Origin of the sequence: Streptomyces sp. NBC_00009, assembly GCF_045040855.1 — a bacterium.
In the GTDB taxonomy this organism is placed as follows: Bacteria; Actinomycetota; Actinomycetes; order Streptomycetales; family Streptomycetaceae; genus Streptomyces; species Streptomyces aureus.
Genome location: NZ_CP108312.1, coordinates 941,589 through 960,683, shown reverse-complemented (window position 1 = coordinate 960,683; position 19,095 = coordinate 941,589). Strand labels below are relative to the sequence as shown.

The window sequence follows — 19,095 nt, the reverse complement described above, 5'->3', positions numbered from 1 at the left end:
TCGCGGGGACGGGGCCCGGCGCTGGTGTCGCCCGAACTGGCGGGCCGGTCGGCAGTCGTTCGTGGAGGCCCGGTGCCGGTCGCGCCCGAACTGGTGGGCCCACTGGCCGTTGTTCGCGGGGACGGGGACGGGGACGGGGGCCCGGTGCCGGTGGCGCCTGAACTGGTGGGCCGGCTGTCCGTTGTTCGCGGGGCCCCGGCGCCGGTCGCGCCCGAACCGGCGGGCAGGCTGTCCCGCGCATGCGCTCCGACCGGCGGTTGTCAGTGGGCTTGGCTACGGTTTCTTCCATGCAAGACGCCGACGACGTACGTTCCATCGCACTCGCCCTGCCAGAGGTGACGGAGAAGATCGCCTGGAGCATGCCGACGTTCCGGGTCGCGGGGAAGATGTTCGCCACGATGCCCGAGGAGGAGACCTCCATCGCGGTGCGCTGCCCCAAGGTGGAGCGCGACGAACTGGTTCTCGCGGAGCCGAAGAAGTTCTGGATCGCGGACCACGAGGCGGGCTTCGCGTGGGTGCGGGTGAGGCTCGCCGCGCTCGACGACGGTGACGAGCTACGTGACATCCTCACCGACTCCTGGCGCCAGGCCGCCCCGGGCCGACTCCTGGACGCCCACCCGGAGTTGGGCCCACCGGCGCCGACTGACTGATATTCCCGGGGCGATGTCAGTGCTGCGTGGCATGATCCGGCTGGGGTGGGGGACGCGGGGCCGCTGGGGCCGCCGCGCCGCCGGGGAGGGCACGGGCAGGCATGGGCGGAATGTCGAAGGAAGGGCCACGGGGGTCGGAGGAGGAGCGGGAGCGGGCCGGGGATTCGGCTGGGGGGTCGATTCCTGGTCCTGGTGAACCGAGGCGGCCGCGGGATTCGGCCGGCGGATCGAATCCTGGTCCCGGTGAATCGAGGCGGCCGCGCGGCGGTATCTGGTCGCGGGACTTCGGGTTGTTCTTCTCGGCGCGTGCCGTGGCCAAGCTGGGGGACACCATGCTGCCGGTGGCGCTCGCCGCGGGCTTGCTCCAGCACGGGTACGGCGCGGGCGCCGTCGGCCTCGCGATGGCCGCCTCCGTTGCCTGTTTCGCCGGACTCGTCATCTTCGGCGGTGTTTTCGCGGACCGGTTCAGCACCCGGCTGCTGATGATCGGCGCCGACGTCACGCGCCTCGTCACCCAGTCCCTCGCCGCGGTCATGTTCTTCTCCGGGCACGTGGTGCTGTGGGAGATCTGCGTGATCGGGGCGGTGAACGGCGCGGCGGCCGCCCTCTTCCAGCCCGGCGTCGCCAGCACCGTCCCGCGCCTCGCCGCCGACGTACAGGCGGCGAACGGTGCGATACGCGTGGCCGAGTCGGTGGCGCAGCTCGCGGGCCCGGCCGTCGCCGGCCTGCTCGTCGCGTTCGCCTCGCCGGGCGTCGTCTTCGCGGCCCACGCGGGTACGTACGGGCTGAGCGCCCTGTGCCTGATCCTGCTCCGGCTCCCCCCGGCCCAGCCCGGCACCGAGGCGATCCGTGGCAGCGGGTTCCGGGCCGATCTCGTCGAGGGCTGGCGGGAGTTCAGATCGCGCACGTGGCTCTGGGGAGTCATAGCGATCTGGTGCGTGCTGATGATCGCCGCCTGGGGCCCGGCCGTCCCGCTCATCGCCACGCAGGTCGTCCAGGAGCACGGCCCGCGTGCCTACGGCCTGGTCAACTCGGCGCTCGGCCTCGGCACGGTCATCGGCGGCGTCTTCGCCCTGCGGCTGCGCCCCCGCCGCATGCTGCGCGCCGGCGCCGTCGCCCTGTTCGGCTTCAGCTTGTTCCCGGCGACCGTGGGCGCCGGTTTCGGTGTGGAGTGGATGGCGGCGGGCGCGGTCGTCGCGGGCGCGGGCATGTCGTTCTGGGGCGTCATGTGGGCGACCAGCATCCAGACCCAGGTCCCGCGCGACGTCCTCAACCGCATACACGCCTATGACGTCGCCGGCTCCCTCGCGATGACACCGGTCGGCCAGGCGCTCGCGGGCCCCGCCGCCGGAGTCTTCGGCACCCGCCACGTCCTGCTCGCCGGTGGCGTCACGACCGTCCTCGTGGCGGCGGCCCTGCTCTCCGTCCCCGCGATCAGGGGCCTGATACGGGTGGACAGCACCGTGCCGGTGCCGGGCCGGAGCCTGGACAAGCCCTCCTCTAACCGCGCCCCCGTCCACCGAGGAAGCCGCTGATCCGATCCCGCAGAGACGCGGGATCGAGGCCGTGCGCGGCCACGTGCTCCTCGATCTGTCCGTACCGGCGCAGCTCACGGCGGCCCACGCCCAGCCCCAGCACCCGGTGCGGCAGATCGGCGAGCGCGTCGTTGGCGGCCGCCGTCGACGTACCCTCCAGGTACGGCTCGACGATCACTACGTCGGCGGCGTCGGCTGCACCCGCGGCACGGCGCAGCGCCCTGGCGTCGAAGGGCCGCACCGTCGTCGTGTAGAGCACGGTCACGTCGAGGCCCTCCGTAGCGGCGAGGACGGCGTCGAGCATCGGCCCGACCGCGACCACGACGCCGTTCCGGCCTTCGCGGACAGTCAGGAATCGCTCCCCGTCGACGGCGAGTGCCTCCCTGTTCGACTGCACCGAAAGGCGGACGTACACGCGGTCGTCACCGGCGCCGACCGCGTGCCGCAGCAGAGTCTCGGCCTCGTCCGGATGGCCCGGCACATGCACAGTCCAGCCGTCGAGGGTGTCGAGCAGTGCCACGTCGCCCGGCGCCATGTGCGTGAAGCCGCCGGACGGCCAGTCGAAGGAGGCGGCGGCGCTCACCAGGACTCCGCCCACGTCCTGATGCCCGAAGTCGAGCTTCACCTGCTCGAAGGGGCGCTCCACCAGGAAGCTGGCGAAGGTGTGCATGACGGGCCGCAGCCCGGTCAGCGCGAGCCCCGCACCCGTCCCGATGAGCAGCTGCTCCCTGATGCCGACATTGATCACCCGGTCCGGGTGCCGGCGCTCCGCCTCCACGAAGCGGTCTCTGCCGATCTCCGCGAGGACGACGGCGACCCGGGGATCCTCGTCGAGCAGCCGGGAGACGACAGGGGCGAATCGATCACGCATGGTGTCCATGACGTGGGTGTCCTTCCTGGGAAGAGAGAAGAGAGCAGGGGAGAGGGGCGGCGCGGCTCAGGCGTTCTTGGGCTCCACGCGGGCGACGACCACGCGCGGCCTTCCCGGGTGCGGCGCGGTGAAGGCGGCGTACAGGGACTCGTGATCGCGTCCGTCGACGGTCGCGGCGGACCAGCCGGCCGCCTCGAAGCGGGCGGCGATGCCGCCGGGCCTGGCGTGGCTGGCCGAGGAATTGTCGACGACGACGGCGTGCAGCCGGTCGAGGGCGGCGGGTCCGGCAAAGGCGATGGCCTCGTGGTTGCTGCCCTCGTCCAGCTCGGCGTCCCCGATCAGCGTCCAGACCGCCGGCCCCGCGAGGCCCTGCGCGCGGAGTCCGAGTGCCGTCCCGACGGCGATCGGCAGCCCGTGCCCCAGGGACCCGCTCGCGATCTCCACGCCGGGGACGAGCACCCGGTCCGGGTGGTGCCCGAGCGGGGAGTCGTACGACCCGAAGCCGGGCAGCCACTCCACCGGCACGAACCCCTTCGCCGCGAGCACCGCGTAGTACGCCATGGGGCCGTGGCCCTTCGACAGCAGGAACCGGTCACGTTCCGGATCCCGTACACCGTCGGGCGTCACCCGCAGCACGCGGTCATAGAGCACCCACAGGACATCGAGGGTGGAGGTCGCCGCGGGGCCGTGCTTCTCGTCGCCGGTCATGCGTTCCATGAGGGCGGGAAGGTCTTCGTAGGAGTAGGAGGCCGCCGCTGTACGTGCCGCTGTCGTTGTCATGACAGGAGCGTGCAACCTCAAGCCAGCTTGAGGTCAAGAGTGACCTGCCACGCGCCTGCCGCGGAAGAAAGGGGTGCGCGACCACGGCCCCGAGTGCGGTATGGTTTCCGTGCGCGTTCGGCCAGGGGAAAGCCCAGGTCAGACGAGCACCGGGACGTGGCGCAGCTTGGTAGCGCACTTGACTGGGGGTCAAGGGGTCGCAGGTTCAAATCCTGTCGTCCCGACAGTTCGAACGATCGAACGTCGCAGATGAGGGGCCGTTTTCGAACGGCCCCTTTTCTGATTCCGGGCCCGCTCCCTGGGAGCGATGGGAGGGAGCGCGCTCCCTCCCAGTCCCCTTAACGGATTGCTCCCACTCGGGCCGCTGCGCACATATTCGATTCCTTGCCCACGCGTTCACATTCGTGCCCGTTTTGTGACCGCTGGCTTTCCGTCGTTCGGGGGGTCTTTTGGGTATGGGCTTGCGCTCTTCGTGCAGGTCACGCTCGCTCCCGGTGGGAGCGTAGCTGGGAGCAGCGTTCCCATAACCGGGGCCGATGGTATGGGGCCATGCGAAATCTTGGCCCCATGTCCGAATTCTGGGACCCCATATGCCGGATTCTTCTCTGGGGCGTTGTGCGCGGCATTGAGAAGTTGAACGCGGTAGGGAGTGCTGGGCAGGTGGGCTGCGCCGCAGATGGGAGACGGGTGGCCCCGGCGGCGCTAGCTAGGCCTGGCCTAAGGGTTGTCCCGTAAATGATCACCGGGTCGATGAGGGCATGGCGGCTCGGTCGTCGGCGGCCTTGCCTATCCGGCGAGGTTGAGGTTGTGCAGGCGTGCGATGCCGAGCATGGCGTGGTGGACGCCGTCGCCCTTGAGTCGGCAGTCGCGGAGGATCTTCCAGCACTTCATGCGCGCGAAGACGTGCTCGACGCGGGCCCGTACCTGCTTGTGTGACTTGTTGTGCCTTTCCTTCCACTCGGGCAGTTCCTCGCCCTTGCGGCGCCGGTGGGGCATCACGAGTCCGGTGCCCGGGTAGCCGCCGTCGGCGATCGTCATGGTCTTGCCGACGGCGGCTTTGGCTCCGGATTCCTCCCACGCCCTGCAGTCGTTGCGGTTGCCGGGAAGGGACTCGCCGACCACGACGACCAGGCGGGTGTCGGCGTCGATGACGACCTGGTGATTGGTGGAGTAGCGGTAGTTCTTGGACTGTTCGGCGATGCTGTGGTCTCGGGTGGGGACCAGAGTGCCGTCCACGATGAGCACGGTGTCTTTCGCGAAACGCTTCCTGGGCTGCAGGGCGAGGAGCGGGCCGAGCTGGTCGATGATGCGGTCGGCCGCCGACTTGGAGACGCCGAACAGCGGGGCTATCTGGCGCATCGTCAAGTTCGTGCGCCAGTACGCCGCGACCAGCAACACGCGGTCTTCCAGCGGCAGACCCCACGGCCGGCCCCGCCGCACCGCGTCCGCGCCCTCGCGGCGCAGCGCAGCCACCAACTTCCCGAAGCAGCGCGGGCTCAGCCCGGTGAACGGGCCTATCCAGGACGGCTCCGACGCCGTGATCACACCAGCCACACCAAGATCATCTCACCTGTGACCAGCAGTTACGGGACAACCCTTAGGCCCCCTTTACGCATAGAGGTAGATCGTAGGACTCCTGGGACACAGCGCCAATGGCTCCGACATCATCGGGGCATGCAGCAACTCGAGGCGCAGGAAGTGTCCCTGCACAAGGTTTTCAGCAGCGACTACGACTTCAGGATCCCGGACTACCAGCGGCCGTACGCCTGGGACATCGAGCAGGCAGTCCAACTACTCACCGACTTGGAGGAGTCGTTGGACAGGGGGACGGACGAGCCGTACTTCCTCGGCTCCATCGTCCTCGTCAAGGCCAAGGGCAACGCGCCCGCCGAGGTCATCGACGGTCAGCAGCGCCTCACCACCCTGACTATTCTGCTCGCCCTTCTTCGCGACCTGACGGAGGACCCCGACCTGCGCAGCGATCTTGACAAACTGGTCACTGAGCCAGGCAACAAGGTCCGCCGGCTCGATCCCAAGCCGAGGCTCACCCTGCGAATCCGCGACGCCGGTTTCTTCCAGCAGTACGTCCAGACAAAAGGCGCCACTGAGGCACTGCGGATCCTGAAGGAGGAGACGCTGCCGACGGACGCGCGAAAGGCCGTTCTGCGCAACGCGAAGGCGCTGCACGCGATACTCGCCGACTGGTCGGAGGAGCGACGGCTGGACCTCGTACAGATGCTTGGCGAGCGCACCTTCCTGGTCGTCGTCAGCACCCCCGATCTGGACAGCGCGCACCGCATCTTCAGCGTGATGAACTCCCGGGGCATGGACCTCTCGCCCACGGACATCTTCAAGTCGCACATCATCGGTGCTCTGGACGAGAAGGCCTCGGAGGAGTGCGCCCGCAAGTGGGAAGACGCGGAGGAGGCACTGGGGCGAGACGACTTCGCCGATCTCTTCCTTCACCTGCGCATGGTGTTTGCCATGAAGCGGGCAGAGCGGGAACTGCTCAAAGAGTTTCCCGAGCAGGTGCTCAGCCGCTACCTGCCCGGCAAGGCAGAGTCGTTCGTCAATGACGTCGTCGTGCCGTATGCGGACGCCTACGTGCAGATCCGCGACGCCAGCTACCCGGCGGCCTCTGGAGCGGAGCAGGTCAATGCCTGGTTCAAACGCCTCCAGCAGATCGACAACAACGACTGGCGGCCCGCGGCCCTGTGGGCGCTGCGTAACCACGGCGACGACCCTGCCTGGCTCGACAGATTCTTCGGCGCACTGGAGCGGCTGGCGGCCAGCATGTTCATCCGCCGCGTCTACACCACTCCCCGCGTCACGCGTTACGCGGACCTCCTGCGTGAACTCAACGCCGGCAAGGGCCTGGACGCAACGTCCTTCGCCCTGACGGACACGGAGAAGGTCGAGACTCTCGCGCGTCTCGACGGCGACATCTACCTGGTGACCAAGACCCGCAAGTACGTCCTGCTGCGCCTGGACGAGACGCTCGCCGGAAAGCCCGGAGTCTCGTACGACCACACCCTGATCACCGTCGAGCACGTGCTCCCGCAGAATCCGAAGCAGGGGTCGCAGTGGCTACGGCACTTCACCGACGAGCGGCGCACGGAGTGGACGCACCGACTGGGCAACCTCGTCCTGCTCAACCGGACGAAGAACGCCTACGCCCAGAACTACGACTTCACAGAGAAGAAGGCCAAGTACTTCACCGGCAGGCACGGCGTCTCCACGTTCGCCCTGACCAGCCAGGTGTTGCAGCACCAGGAGTGGGCGCCGGAACTGCTGCAGCAGCGGCAGCAGCGGCTCGTGGGGCTTCTGGCCGACGAGTGGGATCTGTAAGGAGTCAGGGACAGCAGCCCGCAGGGCTCATGCGCCTGCAGGCTGTCGCTCACCCGGGAAGCCCGGCTCGAAAGTTGTGGTCATCGGTGCGGCGCAGATCCGAACTCGTTGCGAGCAGGATGGTTTCGGACGATGCGGCTTCCGGAGGGCCCGGGTCAGGAAGCCGAACCGTCGAGGCCGAGGCGGATCACGGCGAGTGCCTCGGCGATCTCGACGGTCATCTCGTCGTCGGGGCCGAACACCATGCACATGTCCTGGTGGAGCGGTTCGAGGACCTGCCGGGCTTCGACGGCCCGGCCCTGGGCGAGCAGCAGCATCCCGATGTTGTGCCGTAGCTCCACGGCTTCCTCGCTTACGTCGCTGTCGACGGCCCGCACGACGTTCAGCACGCCCTGGAGCGCGGCGAGCGCGTCGGTGACCTGGCCGAGTTCGGCGCGGCACCGGGCCGCCTGGGCGCGGCAGGCGCGGGCCTGCTCGCCGGTGGGTCCGGCGATGCGGGCGTACGCGTCGGCGAGGGCCTCGAACTCGGGCAGGGCGGCCCGGTAGTCGCCGCCGAGGAGGCGGATCGCTGCTCGCTGGCGGCGCAGCGCCAGGACCGGCATTCTCTCGGAGCCGAGGGCGAGGGCCGCGGGTTCGATGACCTCGCCGAGCACCTCGGCGGCCTGCGCGAACCGTTCCTCCTCCAGCAGGGCGTCGGAGTGGGCGTACGCCTCCTTGATGTCCTCGCGCAGCTGTGCGGGGACGGGCACCGGCTGGGCCCCCGAGAGGACGGCTGTCGGCGTCGAACCACCGGGTGCTGGGGCCTGGGCGCGGGCGTGGGGCGCGAAAGGGTGACGGAACACGCCCGTCGGGTCGGGTGCGCCGGCCAGCCCGGCATCGGCCGTGCCGGGCTCCTGGCCCGGCGGCGGGAGGAACGGCAGCAGCCGCGCGTACACCTCCTGCGTGTCGGCGGGCCGCGCCTCGGGCGCCTTGCGCAGCAGGTGCAGGACCAGCTCCTCCAGCGCCTGGGGGACGTCGGGCCGCAGCTGTCGCAGCGGGGTGGGGGCGGCGTTGACGTGCTGGTACATCAGCAAGTACTCGTTCTCCGCCTTGAACGCGAGGCGCCCGCTGAGGAGTTCGTGCAGCACACAGCCCAGCGCGTACAGATCGGTCTGCGGGGTGATGCGTCCGCCGCGGACCTGCTCGGGCGACATGTACTGGTGGGTGCCTATGGGGCTGCCGGTGGCGGTCAGCTTGGTGACGTCGGTGCGCAGGATCGCCGCGATGCCGAAGTCGAGGACCTTCACGGTGCCGTCGCGGGCGACGAGGATGTTGCCCGGCTTGAGGTCCCGGTGGATGACCGGCACGTCGTGCGCGTACGACAGCACGGTCGCGACCTGCGCGGCGACGGCGGCCGCCCAGCTGACCGGCAGCGGCCGGCCGGGGTCGAGGTAGGCGGACAGCGGTACGCCGTCGACGAGCTCCATCACCAGGAACAGCCGCTCGTACGACGCGTCGAGCACCGCGTCGTACACCTGCGGCACGCCGGGGTGCTGGATGCGCGCGGTGATGCGGGCCTCGCGACGGAAGCGCTTGGCGAACTCCTCGGCCAGCTGCGGGGAGGTGACCGACGCCTGCCGGATGAGTTTCACGGCGACGGGCCGGTCGAGCACGGCGTCGTAGCCGCGCCACACGTCGCCCATGCCGCCGTGGCTGAGCTCCTCCAGGAGTTCGTAACGGTCGGAGATCGCCTCCTGCGGCACCTTGCCCCCGGTGTGCGTGATGAACAGTCACGGTCAGGGGGCAAGTGTGACCTCTGCGTCGATCTGCCGTCCAGGGCTCGCGTTGCTACATGGGCACGTCCGCGGCGGTGGACGACGGGCAGGAGGGTGCGGCGGCCGGTCGGCCTCCCGTCGGCAGGACGTACTCCGCCCAAACCGTCTTGCCGGGGCCGCCCTGGCGCGGGTGCCAGTCCCAGCGGTCGGCGAGGTGCTCCACCAGGAGCAGGCCGCGGCCGGTGTCGCGGAGGTCCGTGGGCCTCGCTACGACCGGTACGCCTTCGGTGCGGGTGTCGGTGACCTCGATCCGTACGGTCGTGGCGTCGCAGGCCAACGAGAGGTGGAAGTCGCGGCCGGGAACCCGGCCGTGCCGGACGGCGTTGGCGGCGAGCTCGGCGACGATCAGCGTCAGCGCGTGGTGCGTGTCGCAGTCGTATGGGATGCCCCACGCGTCGAGCCGCTGCCCGGCGAGACGCCGGGCGAGCCGCGCGCCGCGCGGGGTGGAGCTGAACCGCATCGTGAAGTGGCCTGTGGGGCTGGTGGGTCGGGGGACGCGGTCGGGGGGAGCGGTCTCACTGGTCATGCCCTCAACGCTCCCGGTGGTCGCGTAGCGTGACCAGTGGTGACGCACCGCCGCGTTCCGGTTGTACGCGGTGGAGCGGGAGGTGTACGAGGGGCGCCGCGTGACCGGCTCGGGGCGGGCGCGTTGGGCCGGGGAACCGGGCCGGGGAGGCGGTGGAGCCGATGGAGTCGGTGGAGCAGGGCGAGGGCGAGCGGGAAGACGCCGGGCCGAGGCCGGAGGACGAGCCGGGGTCGGGCGTGGTGACGGCGTTCGGGCGGCAGTTGAAGCTGCTGCGGGTACGGGCGGGCCTGGAACGGCCGGAGTTCGGGAAGCTCACGGGGTACGCGGGCCAGTCGATCGCGTCCTTCGAGCAAGGGCGGCGGATTCCCTCGCCCAGGTTCATCGACCGCGCGGACGAGGTACTGGACGCCGGGGGCGTCCTCAAGGCGCTCAAGGAGGAGGTGGGGCGGGCACAGTATCCGGCGTTCTTCCGGGACATGGCGCGGTTGGAGGCGGAGGCGGTCGAACTGTGCTCCTACGACTCCCACGTGGTCAAGGGCCTGTTGCAAACGGAGGAGTACACGCGGGCGTTGCTCGCCATGCGGCGCCCGCTGCTGGAGGAGGAGACGATCGAGCTGCGGGTGGGAGCGCGACTCGCCAGGCAGACGATCTTCGAGCGCTGGCCTGCGCCACTGCTCAGCTTCGTGCTCGAAGAGTCTGTGCTGCGTAAGCCGCTCGGTGGGAAGGCAGTACTGCGAGGGCAGCTCGAACAGCTACTGCTCATCGGCCAGAAGCGCAATGTGGAGATCCAGGTCATGCCGCTCGACCGTGAGGACAACGCCGGCGTGGACGGTCCTTTCACGTTGATCACGCGAAAGGGCGGAGAGCAGTTCACGTACATGGAGGTCCAAGGGCGAAGCAGCCTCCTGACGGACCGAGAAGAGGTGCGTCTCGCCGCCGCGCGCTATGGAATCATCCGGTCCCAGGCTCTCACTCCGCGAGAGTCCCTGGGATTCATCGAGAAGTTGCTGGGAGAGCTATGAACACCGTGGACAGCTCGAATGCCGCTCTGGAACTCGCCTGGTTCAAAAGCAGCTACAGCGGCGCTGAGGGGGGCGACTGCGTAGAGATCGCAGCCGCCGTCGAGGGCATACACATCCGGGACTCGAAGGTCCGATCCGGACCGGTTCTGACGGTCACCCCCCAGGCGTGGGCCGGGTTCGTCGGGCTGGCCGCCGACCAGGCCATCTGAGCCGTACATTCGTAACCCCCGTGGGGCCAGTCGCACAGGCGGCTGGGCCCACCTCTGGGGTCGTACTCCACCCACACGTCACTCGGACACCGCCCGTCGCCATGTCCTCGACGGTACGCAGCTCGTCCATGGCGGATCGGAATGCGGGGCCGTCCTTGCTGAGGCGAGTGCGCCTACGCTTGCATGGGCAGCGCGGGGAACACGATCACCGAGCCGTCCTTGTTGCGGGCAATCTCGATCGCCACGTCTGTCGTGCGGCTGTTGACCATGACGCCGTCGCCCAGTTTGCGAATGCGGTCTGCCGCGCGCATTAGGCGATCGACTTCACCGGTCGTGAAGACGGGCCGCAAACCTTGCGGACCTGCCAGCTCCAGCGCCGAAAGGTGCACCAGCACATCGGCGATGCTCGACTCCAGCTCGTCGAGGCGCTGCTGGTCGCGCTTGAGCCCGCGGGTGAAGTTCTCGAACATGTTGTCAGGGTTGTCCTGGGCATGCTCGACCGCCTGCAGGACGACGACCCGCCGCTTCAGCGCAATGGCCAAGGCGGCGAGTTCGAGGTGGGCGCGGAACGTGCCGCCATGCTCGTCGACGCCGGGGAACGACTTGGCCAGCGTGCTGATCTCGACGGGCTTGTCGTCGGGCAGCTTGTCGAGTGCGGTCTGCCACCGGGCAAGGCGGCGGTCAGCGGCGCCAAGAGCCGTGTTGATGGCATGTACCGCCGAGTCCAGTCCTAGCGAGATACCGAGTTTGCCCTGGTCGAGCAGAATGGCGGTGGCTTTGTCGATGGCATCGCGGCAGCCGTCGAGTTCGCTGTGCTCGTCTTCGAGCTTCTGCTCGTGCAGTTGCTCCAGCAGTTCTGTGATGTGTTCGATAGCCTGCTGGCGCTTGTAGTCGGCATGCGCGCTTACCCCCACCGCTACGGCCATGAGCACGAGCGGCGCGGCCACGGTGAGCGCCGCGCTGCCAGCGGCCGCGACGCCGGCTGTCGCACCGGCTCCGCCGACTGCGCCTGCTGCGGCCACTTTGCCGACTGGCACGAACGTCGCGCCGGCGACGATGCCGCCCGTTGAGTTCACGAGTGGGCCTCGGATGCCACCGGCCACCGCCTTCGCCGCCATCGGACGAACCATGCCCTGACCGAACTGGGCAGCAACCTTCGCCGGAACCACCATGCGATACAGGTTTTCGCCGGCAGCGGTCGCCCTGGCCGCCGTAAGGGAACTTCGCGTAGATTGCGTGATGAACTGTGACAGGTGCTGCGCCAGGGGACTCGCGGCATCGAGCGGGATACCTCGGCTGCGGTCGAGCTTGTCGGGCAGCGGATGCACCTCCAGTGTGGCAATCGGCGCGTCGGCCAGGGCGGCCAGCACACCGCGCAGTTCAGCCAGGCGCTCAGCCGTCATCGGCTCGTCTCCGGCCAATGCGGGCACCCGGACGTCACCGGTCGCCAGCGTCCACACCGGAACGAGTGCTCTGCGGTCGTCAGTCATCGTCTCCCCCTCTTTTCCCACAACAACCTATGGCTTACATCGGACAAGAACGGCCTGAACCTCGTGCATTCGTTTACGGGCACTGTCTGCCGGCGAACCGACGATCATCCGGACAAAACCCACCACATCACCCACAGGCATCAGGCCGTAGACGAATCGAGGCCAACGGGCGCCCCGGCCGACATGTCCAGCCGGGGCTTACGCATCAGACGTCGTCGTCCAGGCCCTCCTCGCGGCGGATCATCCGCCAGGCGGCCTTGCGGGCGCTGCGGTCCAGGCTGGACTTGAAGCCCTTGTCGGGGCCGAAGTACTGGCGGCCCATGCCCGCGATGGTGTCGATGTGGTCGGCCATCTTGTCCGCGAAGACGTTGTCGAAGACGAGGCCGAAGTTGTCCTCGTCGTTGACGACGGCCGCCGCCCGCACCTTCGGGTCGGCCTTGGCCTCCTCGAACGGGCGGATGACGTCCTGTTCGGTGAACTCGGTGCCGAAGCGTTCGTTGAACTTGTCGATCAACTGCGAGAGCAGCGACTTCTCCGCTTCCTTCGCGCCGCCCGAGCCGTCGCCGAAGCCCTGCATCGTCGTCGGCCCCTCGGAGGTGAGGGAGACGTCGTACTCGCCGGTCTTCTCCACCCGCATGTGGCTGAGGTCGATCTCGCCTATGTCCACGCCGCCGTCCGCGCGGCGCGGCAGCCGGTTGAGGAGGTAGCGTCCGTAGAGGTGCAGCCGCTCCAGCTCGGCGTCCCGGTACGGGACGATCTGTGCGAGGAAGCCGTACTTCCTGACGTAGTCGTTGAGGTCGGCGCGGAAGCCCTCCGCCATCTCCTGGTCGTCCTCGTCGTCGCTTTCGAGCAGGGGCGTGAAGCGGGCGACGGCGGGGGAGAGCAGCCGGTACAACTCGGCGTGCAGCTTCTCCCACTTGGACTGTGAACCTGCCGTCTTCTCCTTGGCGGCGAAGTACGCGGCGGCGAACTCGTCCATCTCCTGCCCGGACAGGATCGCCGCCTGCATGACCCGGCTCTGAGCGGTGTAGAGCAGGTTGGGGTCGGAGGGGAGGGTCATCGCCTCCTCGAAGTACGGGCGGAAGGACTCCTGTATGTCCTCGGCCTTGTTGACGAAGTCCAGCACCGCCAGGTCCGCCTGCGTCTTGCGCTCGGCGGTCCGGTTCAGCCGCGACAGCGTCTGCACGGCGGAGATGCCGGTCAGCGACTTGTTGACGTACATCGTCGTGAGCAGCGGCTGGTCGAACCCGGTCTGGTACTTCTCCGCGACGACCAGGATCTTGTACTCCTGCTGACCCGCACCGCGGGCGCGTGCGGCCTTGTCGTCGGCGCGGGTGTACGCGAACGCCTTCGGTAGCGCGCTCTCCGACAGCCCGCCGTTCTCCTTCGGCTCGGTGGTCTCCTCACCGTCGACGGTGAGCGAGCCGGAGAAGGCGACCAGGACACCCAGGTCGGGGTACTTGGTGTCGTAGTCCCGGTCCTTGATGTAGCTCTTGATCGCGCGCGCCATCTGCACGGCGGACTGCCGCGAGGCGGTCACCACCATCGACTTGGCCCGCCCGCCGAGACGGCCCCGGCTGTGCGCCACGAAGTGCTCCACGATCACCTGCGCGTGCTGGGCGACCGTCGAGTCATGGGTCAGCGCGTACCGGGCGAGCAGGGAGTTCGCCTTCGACGGGTCGACCTCCCGCTCGTCCGGGTTCTGGTTCACCAGCTTCCAGTACGTGTTGTACGTGACGTAGTTGCGCAGCGGGTCGAGGATGAAGCCCTCCTCGATCGCCTGCCGCATGGAGTACGTGTGGAAGGGCCGGTAGGTCGCCTTGCCGTCGATGTCCTGGAGCGTGCCGAAGAGTTCGAGGGTCTTGGCCTTCGGCGTGGCGGTGAACGAGAAGTAGGAGAGGTTCGCGGCGCGGGAACGCTGCTCGGCCCTCTTCTTGAGCTGCTCGTCCAGGGTGGCGGCTTTGGCCTTGACCGTGGTCGCGCCCGCGTCGTCCGAGTCGGAGTCCAGGCCGAGGTCGCGGAGGGCGGACCGTACGGCGGTGGCGGCGTCGCCGGACTGCGAGGAGTGCGCCTCGTCCACGATGATCGCGAAGCGGCTGCCCTGGATCTCGGTGGGATTGCGCTGGAGGTAGTCGAGCAGCGCCGGGAAGGAGTGAAGGGTGACGGTGACGATCTTGCCGGTGTCGCGGGAGAGAGCCTTGGCGAGCTGCTCGCCCTTCGCCCCGTGCTTCTCGTCGATTTTCACGACGAGGCCCGCGGTCTGCTCGAAACTGCCGACCGTCTCCCGGAGTTGCGCGTCCAGGTTGCGGCGGTCGGTGATGACGATGACCTTGTCGAAGACCGGCACGCCGGGCTTGAGGCCCTTGGCCATGGCCTCGGCGTCGAGCTCCGACGGGTCGGTGGGGGTGTGCAGGTCGCTGAGGCGGTGCGCGAGCCAGCCGATGGTGTTCGACTTGCCCGAGCCGGCCGAGGCCATGACCAGGTAGTCGTGTCCCGCGCCGTTCGTTGCGGCGTGCGCGGTGAGCTTCTTGACCGCGTCCCACTGCTGGAACCGGGGGAAGACCATCGTCTTCGTCGTGCCGCCGCCGGGCGTCTTGCTCTTGTGCAGGTGCACGAACCGCTGGAGCAGGTCCAGCCAGTTGTCCCGCTGCCAGACCTGCTCCCAGAGGTAGGAGGTCGCGTACGTGCCGTAGGTGGTCGGGGCCGGGTTCCCGGCGCCGCCCGGCTGACCGGGACCGTTGGAGCCGGTGTTGAACGGGAGGAAGCGGGTGTTCTTGCCCTTGAGCTGGGTGGCGACGAAGACCAGGTCCGGGTCCACGGCGAAGTTCGCGACGACCCGGCGCGTGAAGATCAGCTCGGTGGGGTCGCGGTCGGTGCGGTACTGCTCCTTGGCCTGCTCCACCCCTTGCTTGGTCAGCGGGTTCTTCAACTCGGCCGTGGTGACGGGGATTCCGTTGAGGAACAGGGTCAGGTCGAGCCGGTTGCCCCAGTCGGCCTGCTTCGTCGCGTACTCGAGTTCGCGGACGACGGTGAGGCGGTTGGCCCGGTAGCCGTCGAGGACGGAGTCGTGGGCGACGAGGTTCGGCTTGAAGTAGGCGACGCGGAGGTGGACGCCCCGGTCCTTGACGCCGTTGCGGAGGACATCGAGGAGCCCGTTGGTGGCGATGGCCTGGTCGAGGCGACCGGCGAACCCGCGCTGCGCCTCGTTCGGGTCGCCGCCGTAGAGGGTGAGAAGTTCGTTCCACTCGTCGGGCTGGGTCGCGCCGATGAAGGTGAACAGCTCGTTGGTGTCAAGGCCGAGATCGGCCCGGTAGTCCTGCGGGCGAGCTTCGCGCCAGCCACGTTCGACCATGGCGGCGACGATGGCGTCACCGAAGGCGGACTCCGTGTGGATGGGGCTCATGGCTACGCGCTCACTCCGTCCGTTACGTTGCGTCCGCTGGCGGTGGATACGTCGAACTGACCGGTTACGGCGGCTGTGATCAGGGCTTGGCGGCGCTCCTTTAGTAGCGAGACCTGACGGTCAAAGCGGCTGGCAAGCGCATCGATCTCCCTGGTCCTGGCGTCGATACGATCCACGATCGCTTCTTGCTCGGCTAGCGGAGGGAGGGGAATCCTGATCGAGTACAGGTCGGGCATGAACACCGTGACGTTGGTGGTACCAACCTGGACGCTCTCGAAATACTGCCGCATGGCGCGCAGCAGTTGGAGTAGATACGTCGGAAGCAAGGAATCACCGCATGTCCAGGTCACGAAGTGCTGGCTCACCGCCATCTCGACGCCCATGATCGTGGAGAAGCCGACAGACGCTGTGCGCGAGAGTACGACGGTGCCCGCGGGATGGAGGCAGGCCGAGGAATTCGCCATGCCCAGCTCGCTGATCTGTTGTGCCGTCTCAGCGAGTTCGGTCTGTCGAACATCGCGCATTCGGCCCACGTCGAACAGAGAAATCCAAGGAATCGTGCACTCCTGCCAGTACTCCGGCCGGCTGCGGCTCGGAGTGTGGCCGCTTCCCAAACTTGCCACGAACTTGAGTGGCATGACTGGCCAGCTAGTGGGCACTTCCTGGACCCAACCAAGGCCAGGATCCCGACGAGGCACGGAACAATCGGAGCCAGTCACGAGAGTGTGAACGGTTGTCCAGCGACGTTCGACTAGGAGTTTGCAGCCTCTCTCCGCAGCCAGCGTCATCCGGTCGATGCGGGCGGTCTCGGCGTCGAGGAAGTCGGCGATGCGGCGCTGCTCCTCCAGCTCTGGGTATGCCCACGCCGAAGAGAAGAAGGTCCCAGCATCCAAGTTCTGGATACCCGTGGTCTGCTTGATCGCACTCTGCGTCAGCCCCTGCCCGTACGCGGCGGCGAAGACGTACGTCAGGAAGCGAGAATCAACATGCATTGCTGGGGAGATCCGAGCGCAGAAATTGGAGCACACTGCCCTCTCTGCACCCTCGTAGAGAACAGCCATGCCGACGGGCTGCTTTTCTCCTCCCCCTGACTTCTCTAGGATGAGGTCGCCGGGACGGAGGAGATGCTGCCGTAGCGATGATGCGTCGATGGTTCGCAACGGAGCCCCATCAACCTTCGCTCGACGCCCCACACGGTCGAAGTCCGCAGCGCGGATACATCGGACATCGCTGCCGTCTTCGGCAGGTTCGCCACCCCAAGTTCCGTTGGTGGCGGACGCGATGAGATTCTTGATGCGCCCCCGTGTCCATTGAACAGGTGCGCCGTGGATCCAACTGTCTGCGGTGATGGTCATTCCGTTACCTCACCCAGCAGCGTCTGAATCTCCGCCTCCAGCGACTTCAACTCTGCGTCGATCTCCGCCAACGGCCGCGGTGGCTGATACACGTAGAAGTGCCGCGTGAACGGGATCTCGTAGCCGATCTTCGTCTTCGTGTGGTCGATCCACGCGTCCGCCACGTGCGGCAGCACCTCGCGCTTGAGGTAGTCCTCTACGTCCTCGCCCAACGGAACGTTCTCGTAGTCCCGCAGGTCCGTGTCCGGTTCCGGGGCGCCCTTGACCTTCTGGACCTCGCCCTCGGGGTCACGGACGCCGATCGTCTCCCGTACCGCCTTCGCGAACGGCGCTCCCGAGGGCCACGTCAGGCCGGCCGCGACCACCGCGTCCTTGAGCGCGATGAACGCCTCGGACTTCGTCATCCACGTCGAGCCGAGCAACGTACGCACCGCCGCCACGAACTCCTCACTCCGCACCAGCTTGGCCACCGGCTTCGCCTCCGCCAGCGCCGCCAAGGTCTCCTCCGTGACCTCGAAGCTGAGCTTCAGCGGACGTTCGACGGTGATGCGCTGGTAGCCGAAGTCCTCGTTGGCGAAGACCTTGACCTTGCCGTGCAGCGGGCGCTCCGGGTCCTTCGCGACCTGGACGGCCTCCGCGTACAGCCGGGTGATGTCGGCGATGTGGTCGGGGCGGCCGTTCGTCCCGTCGCCCAGCTCCTTGCGCTTGTCGCCGAGCGACTTGCGCATCTTCTGCCACTGGCCGCGCGCGTCGAGCAGGACGACCTTGCCCTTGTGGTCGGCGTCCTTGCGGTTGGTGAGGATCCAGAAGTACGTGGAGATGCCGGTGTTGTAGAAGAGCTGGTCCGGGAGGGCGACGATGGCCTCCAGCCAGTCGTTCTCCAGGATCCAGCGGCGGATGTTGGACTCGCCGGACTCGGCCGCGCCCGTGAACAGCGGGGAGCCGTTGAAGACGATGGCGATGCGGGAGCCGCCCCCGCCGTTGACGTCCACCGGCTTCATCTTCGAGATCATGTGCTGGAGGAAGAGCAGCGAGCCGTCGTTGATGCGTGGCAGGCCCGCGCCGAAGCGGCCGGCGTCGCCGAGCGACTTGTGCTCGTACTCGACCTCCTCCTTGACCTTCTTCCAGTCCACGCCGAACGGCGGGTTGGCGAGGATGTAGTCGAACTTGCGGCGGGCGTGGCCGTCGTCGGAGAAGGAGTTGCCGAAGCGGATGTTCTCCGGGTCCTGGCCCTTGATCATGAGGTCGGACCGGCAGATCGCCCAGGACTCGGGGTTGAGTTCCTGCCCGTACACCTCGACCGTCGCGTCCGGGTTGAGGGCCTTGATACGGTCGTCGGCGGCGCTGAGCATGCCGCCCGTGCCGCAGGCCGGGTCCATGACCGTGCGGACGACACCCGGCAGGCTGAGGGCGTCCGCGTCGGGCGCCACCAGCAGGTTGACCATCAGTTTGATGACCTCGCGCGGGGTGAAGTGCTCACCCGCGGTCTCGTTCGACTGCTCGGCGAAGCGGCGGATCAGCTCCTCGAAGATGTAGCCCATGTTGTGGTTGGGCACGACATCGGGGTGCAGGTCGAGGTCGGTGAACTTGCCGATGACCTGGTAGAGCAGGTTCGCGCCGTCGAGCTTCTTGACCTGCTGGTTGAACTCGTACTTGTCGAGGACCTCGCGGGCGTTGTCGGAGAAGGCGCCGACGTAGATCTGCAGGTTCTTCGCCGCGTTCTGCGGGTCGGCCGCGATCTTCCGCAGCGTCAGGTCACTCTTGTTATAGAAGGAGTGGCCCGAGGCCTTGCGCAGGAAGTGGCCGGTGTCGATCTCCTGGCCCGCGAACTTGGCGACGGTCTCGACGACCTTCTCGCGCGTCGGCTCCAGGACGCACTCCAGGCGGCGCAGCACGGTGAACGGCAGGATGACCTTGCCGTAGTCGGACTGCTTGTAGTCGCCGCGCAGGAGATCGGCGACGGACCAGGCGTGGTTCGCCAACTCCGTGTGCTTGCTGCTGTTCAAGAGGTCCCGGCTTCCTTCCGATGAGCGCCGTCCGGGCGTGGGACGGCAGGGATCCAGTGTGGTCGTGTGCGGGGGGACGTGTTGGG

Annotated in this window: 14 protein-coding genes and 1 tRNA gene; 6 read left to right on the top strand and 9 right to left on the bottom strand. The window is 68.0% G+C overall.

Features of this window, described 5'->3' with window-relative positions:
- Positions 1-287: 287 nt before the first annotated feature.
- Both OHA58_RS04435 and OHA58_RS04430 read left to right on the top strand, forming a co-directional pair.
- Entirely contained in the window at positions 288-650 is a 363-nt protein-coding gene (locus OHA58_RS04435; protein ID WP_405476625.1) for an MmcQ/YjbR family DNA-binding protein, read from the top strand.
- 110 nt (positions 651-760) lie between these two features.
- Positions 761-2,185 (top strand): MFS transporter, encoded by a 1,425-nt coding sequence (locus OHA58_RS04430; protein ID WP_405484754.1) that lies wholly within the window; start codon positions 761-763, stop codon positions 2,183-2,185.
- Here the strand turns inward: OHA58_RS04430 and OHA58_RS04425 are convergent.
- Positions 2,151-3,065 (bottom strand): transketolase family protein, encoded by a 915-nt coding sequence (locus OHA58_RS04425; RefSeq protein WP_405476622.1) that lies wholly within the window; start codon positions 3,063-3,065, stop codon positions 2,151-2,153. The genes OHA58_RS04430 and OHA58_RS04425 overlap by 35 nt on opposite strands.
- Positions 3,066-3,122: 57 nt before the next feature.
- On the bottom strand, positions 3,123-3,836 hold the full coding sequence (locus OHA58_RS04420) for a transketolase (RefSeq protein WP_405476620.1): 714 nt from the start codon (positions 3,834-3,836) through the stop codon (positions 3,123-3,125).
- Positions 3,837-3,986: 150 nt separating this feature from the next.
- Here OHA58_RS04420 and OHA58_RS04415 point away from each other — a divergent pair.
- Positions 3,987-4,060, top strand: a tRNA-Pro gene (locus tag OHA58_RS04415).
- Positions 4,061-4,622: 562 nt separating this feature from the next.
- Here the strand turns inward: OHA58_RS04415 and OHA58_RS04410 are convergent.
- Positions 4,623-5,390, bottom strand: coding sequence for a transposase (locus tag OHA58_RS04410; protein ID WP_405476617.1), 768 nt, complete (start codon positions 5,388-5,390; stop codon positions 4,623-4,625).
- A 120-nt stretch (positions 5,391-5,510) separates the two neighbouring features.
- On the opposite strand from OHA58_RS04410, the gene OHA58_RS04405 reads away from it, so the two are divergent.
- A complete protein-coding gene (locus tag OHA58_RS04405; RefSeq protein WP_405476615.1) occupies positions 5,511-7,184 on the top strand; it encodes a DUF262 domain-containing protein in 1,674 nt (557 codons plus the stop codon).
- A 155-nt stretch (positions 7,185-7,339) separates the two neighbouring features.
- Here OHA58_RS04405 and OHA58_RS04400 read toward each other — a convergent pair whose 3' ends face one another.
- On the bottom strand, positions 7,340-8,926 hold the full coding sequence (locus tag OHA58_RS04400; RefSeq protein WP_405476613.1) for a protein kinase domain-containing protein: 1,587 nt from the start codon (positions 8,924-8,926) through the stop codon (positions 7,340-7,342).
- Between the two features lie 85 nt (positions 8,927-9,011).
- Entirely contained in the window at positions 9,012-9,524 is a 513-nt protein-coding gene (locus OHA58_RS04395) for an ATP-binding protein (protein WP_405476610.1), read from the bottom strand.
- Positions 9,525-9,685: 161 nt separating this feature from the next.
- On the opposite strand from OHA58_RS04395, the gene OHA58_RS04390 reads away from it, so the two are divergent.
- Together OHA58_RS04390 and OHA58_RS04385 are read left to right on the top strand one after the other, a co-directional pair.
- On the top strand, positions 9,686-10,546 hold the full coding sequence (locus tag OHA58_RS04390) for a helix-turn-helix domain-containing protein (RefSeq protein WP_405476607.1): 861 nt from the start codon (positions 9,686-9,688) through the stop codon (positions 10,544-10,546).
- Positions 10,543-10,755, top strand: a complete 213-nt coding sequence (locus OHA58_RS04385; RefSeq protein WP_405476605.1) for a DUF397 domain-containing protein — start codon at positions 10,543-10,545, stop codon at positions 10,753-10,755. The genes OHA58_RS04390 and OHA58_RS04385 overlap by 4 nt, the downstream gene beginning before the upstream one ends.
- Before the next feature lie 173 nt (positions 10,756-10,928).
- Here the strand turns inward: OHA58_RS04385 and OHA58_RS04380 are convergent, their stop codons facing one another.
- The 4 genes from OHA58_RS04380 to OHA58_RS04365 all read right to left on the bottom strand — a co-directional run bounded on the left by OHA58_RS04380 (position 10,929) and on the right by OHA58_RS04365 (position 19,009).
- Positions 10,929-12,245 (bottom strand): hypothetical protein, encoded by a 1,317-nt coding sequence (locus OHA58_RS04380; RefSeq protein ID WP_405476602.1) that lies wholly within the window; start codon positions 12,243-12,245, stop codon positions 10,929-10,931.
- A 205-nt stretch (positions 12,246-12,450) separates the two neighbouring features.
- Positions 12,451-15,648 carry a type I restriction endonuclease subunit R gene (locus OHA58_RS04375; RefSeq protein WP_405476600.1) on the bottom strand — a complete coding sequence of 1,066 codons (3,198 nt, stop codon included), beginning with the start codon at positions 15,646-15,648 and terminating at the stop codon, positions 12,451-12,453.
- A 2-nt stretch (positions 15,649-15,650) separates the two neighbouring features.
- Entirely contained in the window at positions 15,651-17,003 is a 1,353-nt protein-coding gene (locus OHA58_RS04370) for a restriction endonuclease subunit S (protein ID WP_405476598.1), read from the bottom strand.
- Complete coding sequence (locus OHA58_RS04365; protein ID WP_405476595.1) at positions 17,000-19,009, bottom strand: N-6 DNA methylase; 2,010 nt, start codon at positions 19,007-19,009, stop codon at positions 17,000-17,002. The genes OHA58_RS04370 and OHA58_RS04365 overlap by 4 nt, the downstream gene beginning before the upstream one ends.
- Between the last annotated feature and the right edge of the window lie 86 nt (positions 19,010-19,095).

What these genes read in the sequence shown, in the direction of transcription:
- OHA58_RS04435 (WP_405476625.1), top strand. Translation starts at nt 288, where the DNA reads ATGCAAGACGCCGACGACGTACGTTCCATCGCACTCGCCCTGCCAGAG.
- OHA58_RS04430 (WP_405484754.1), top strand. Translation starts at nt 761, where the DNA reads ATGTCGAAGGAAGGGCCACGGGGGTCGGAGGAGGAGCGGGAGCGGGCC.
- OHA58_RS04425 (WP_405476622.1), bottom strand. Translation starts at nt 3,065, where the DNA reads ATGGACACCATGCGTGATCGATTCGCCCCTGTCGTCTCCCGGCTGCTC.
- OHA58_RS04420 (WP_405476620.1), bottom strand. Translation starts at nt 3,836, where the DNA reads ATGACAACGACAGCGGCACGTACAGCGGCGGCCTCCTACTCCTACGAA.
- OHA58_RS04405 (WP_405476615.1), top strand. Translation starts at nt 5,511, where the DNA reads ATGCAGCAACTCGAGGCGCAGGAAGTGTCCCTGCACAAGGTTTTCAGC.
- OHA58_RS04395 (WP_405476610.1), bottom strand. Translation starts at nt 9,524, where the DNA reads ATGACCAGTGAGACCGCTCCCCCCGACCGCGTCCCCCGACCCACCAGC.
- OHA58_RS04390 (WP_405476607.1), top strand. Translation starts at nt 9,686, where the DNA reads ATGGAGTCGGTGGAGCAGGGCGAGGGCGAGCGGGAAGACGCCGGGCCG.
- OHA58_RS04385 (WP_405476605.1), top strand. Translation starts at nt 10,543, where the DNA reads ATGAACACCGTGGACAGCTCGAATGCCGCTCTGGAACTCGCCTGGTTC.
- OHA58_RS04380 (WP_405476602.1), bottom strand. Translation starts at nt 12,245, where the DNA reads ATGACTGACGACCGCAGAGCACTCGTTCCGGTGTGGACGCTGGCGACC.
- OHA58_RS04375 (WP_405476600.1), bottom strand. Translation starts at nt 15,648, where the DNA reads ATGAGCCCCATCCACACGGAGTCCGCCTTCGGTGACGCCATCGTCGCC.
- OHA58_RS04370 (WP_405476598.1), bottom strand. Translation starts at nt 17,003, where the DNA reads ATGACCATCACCGCAGACAGTTGGATCCACGGCGCACCTGTTCAATGG.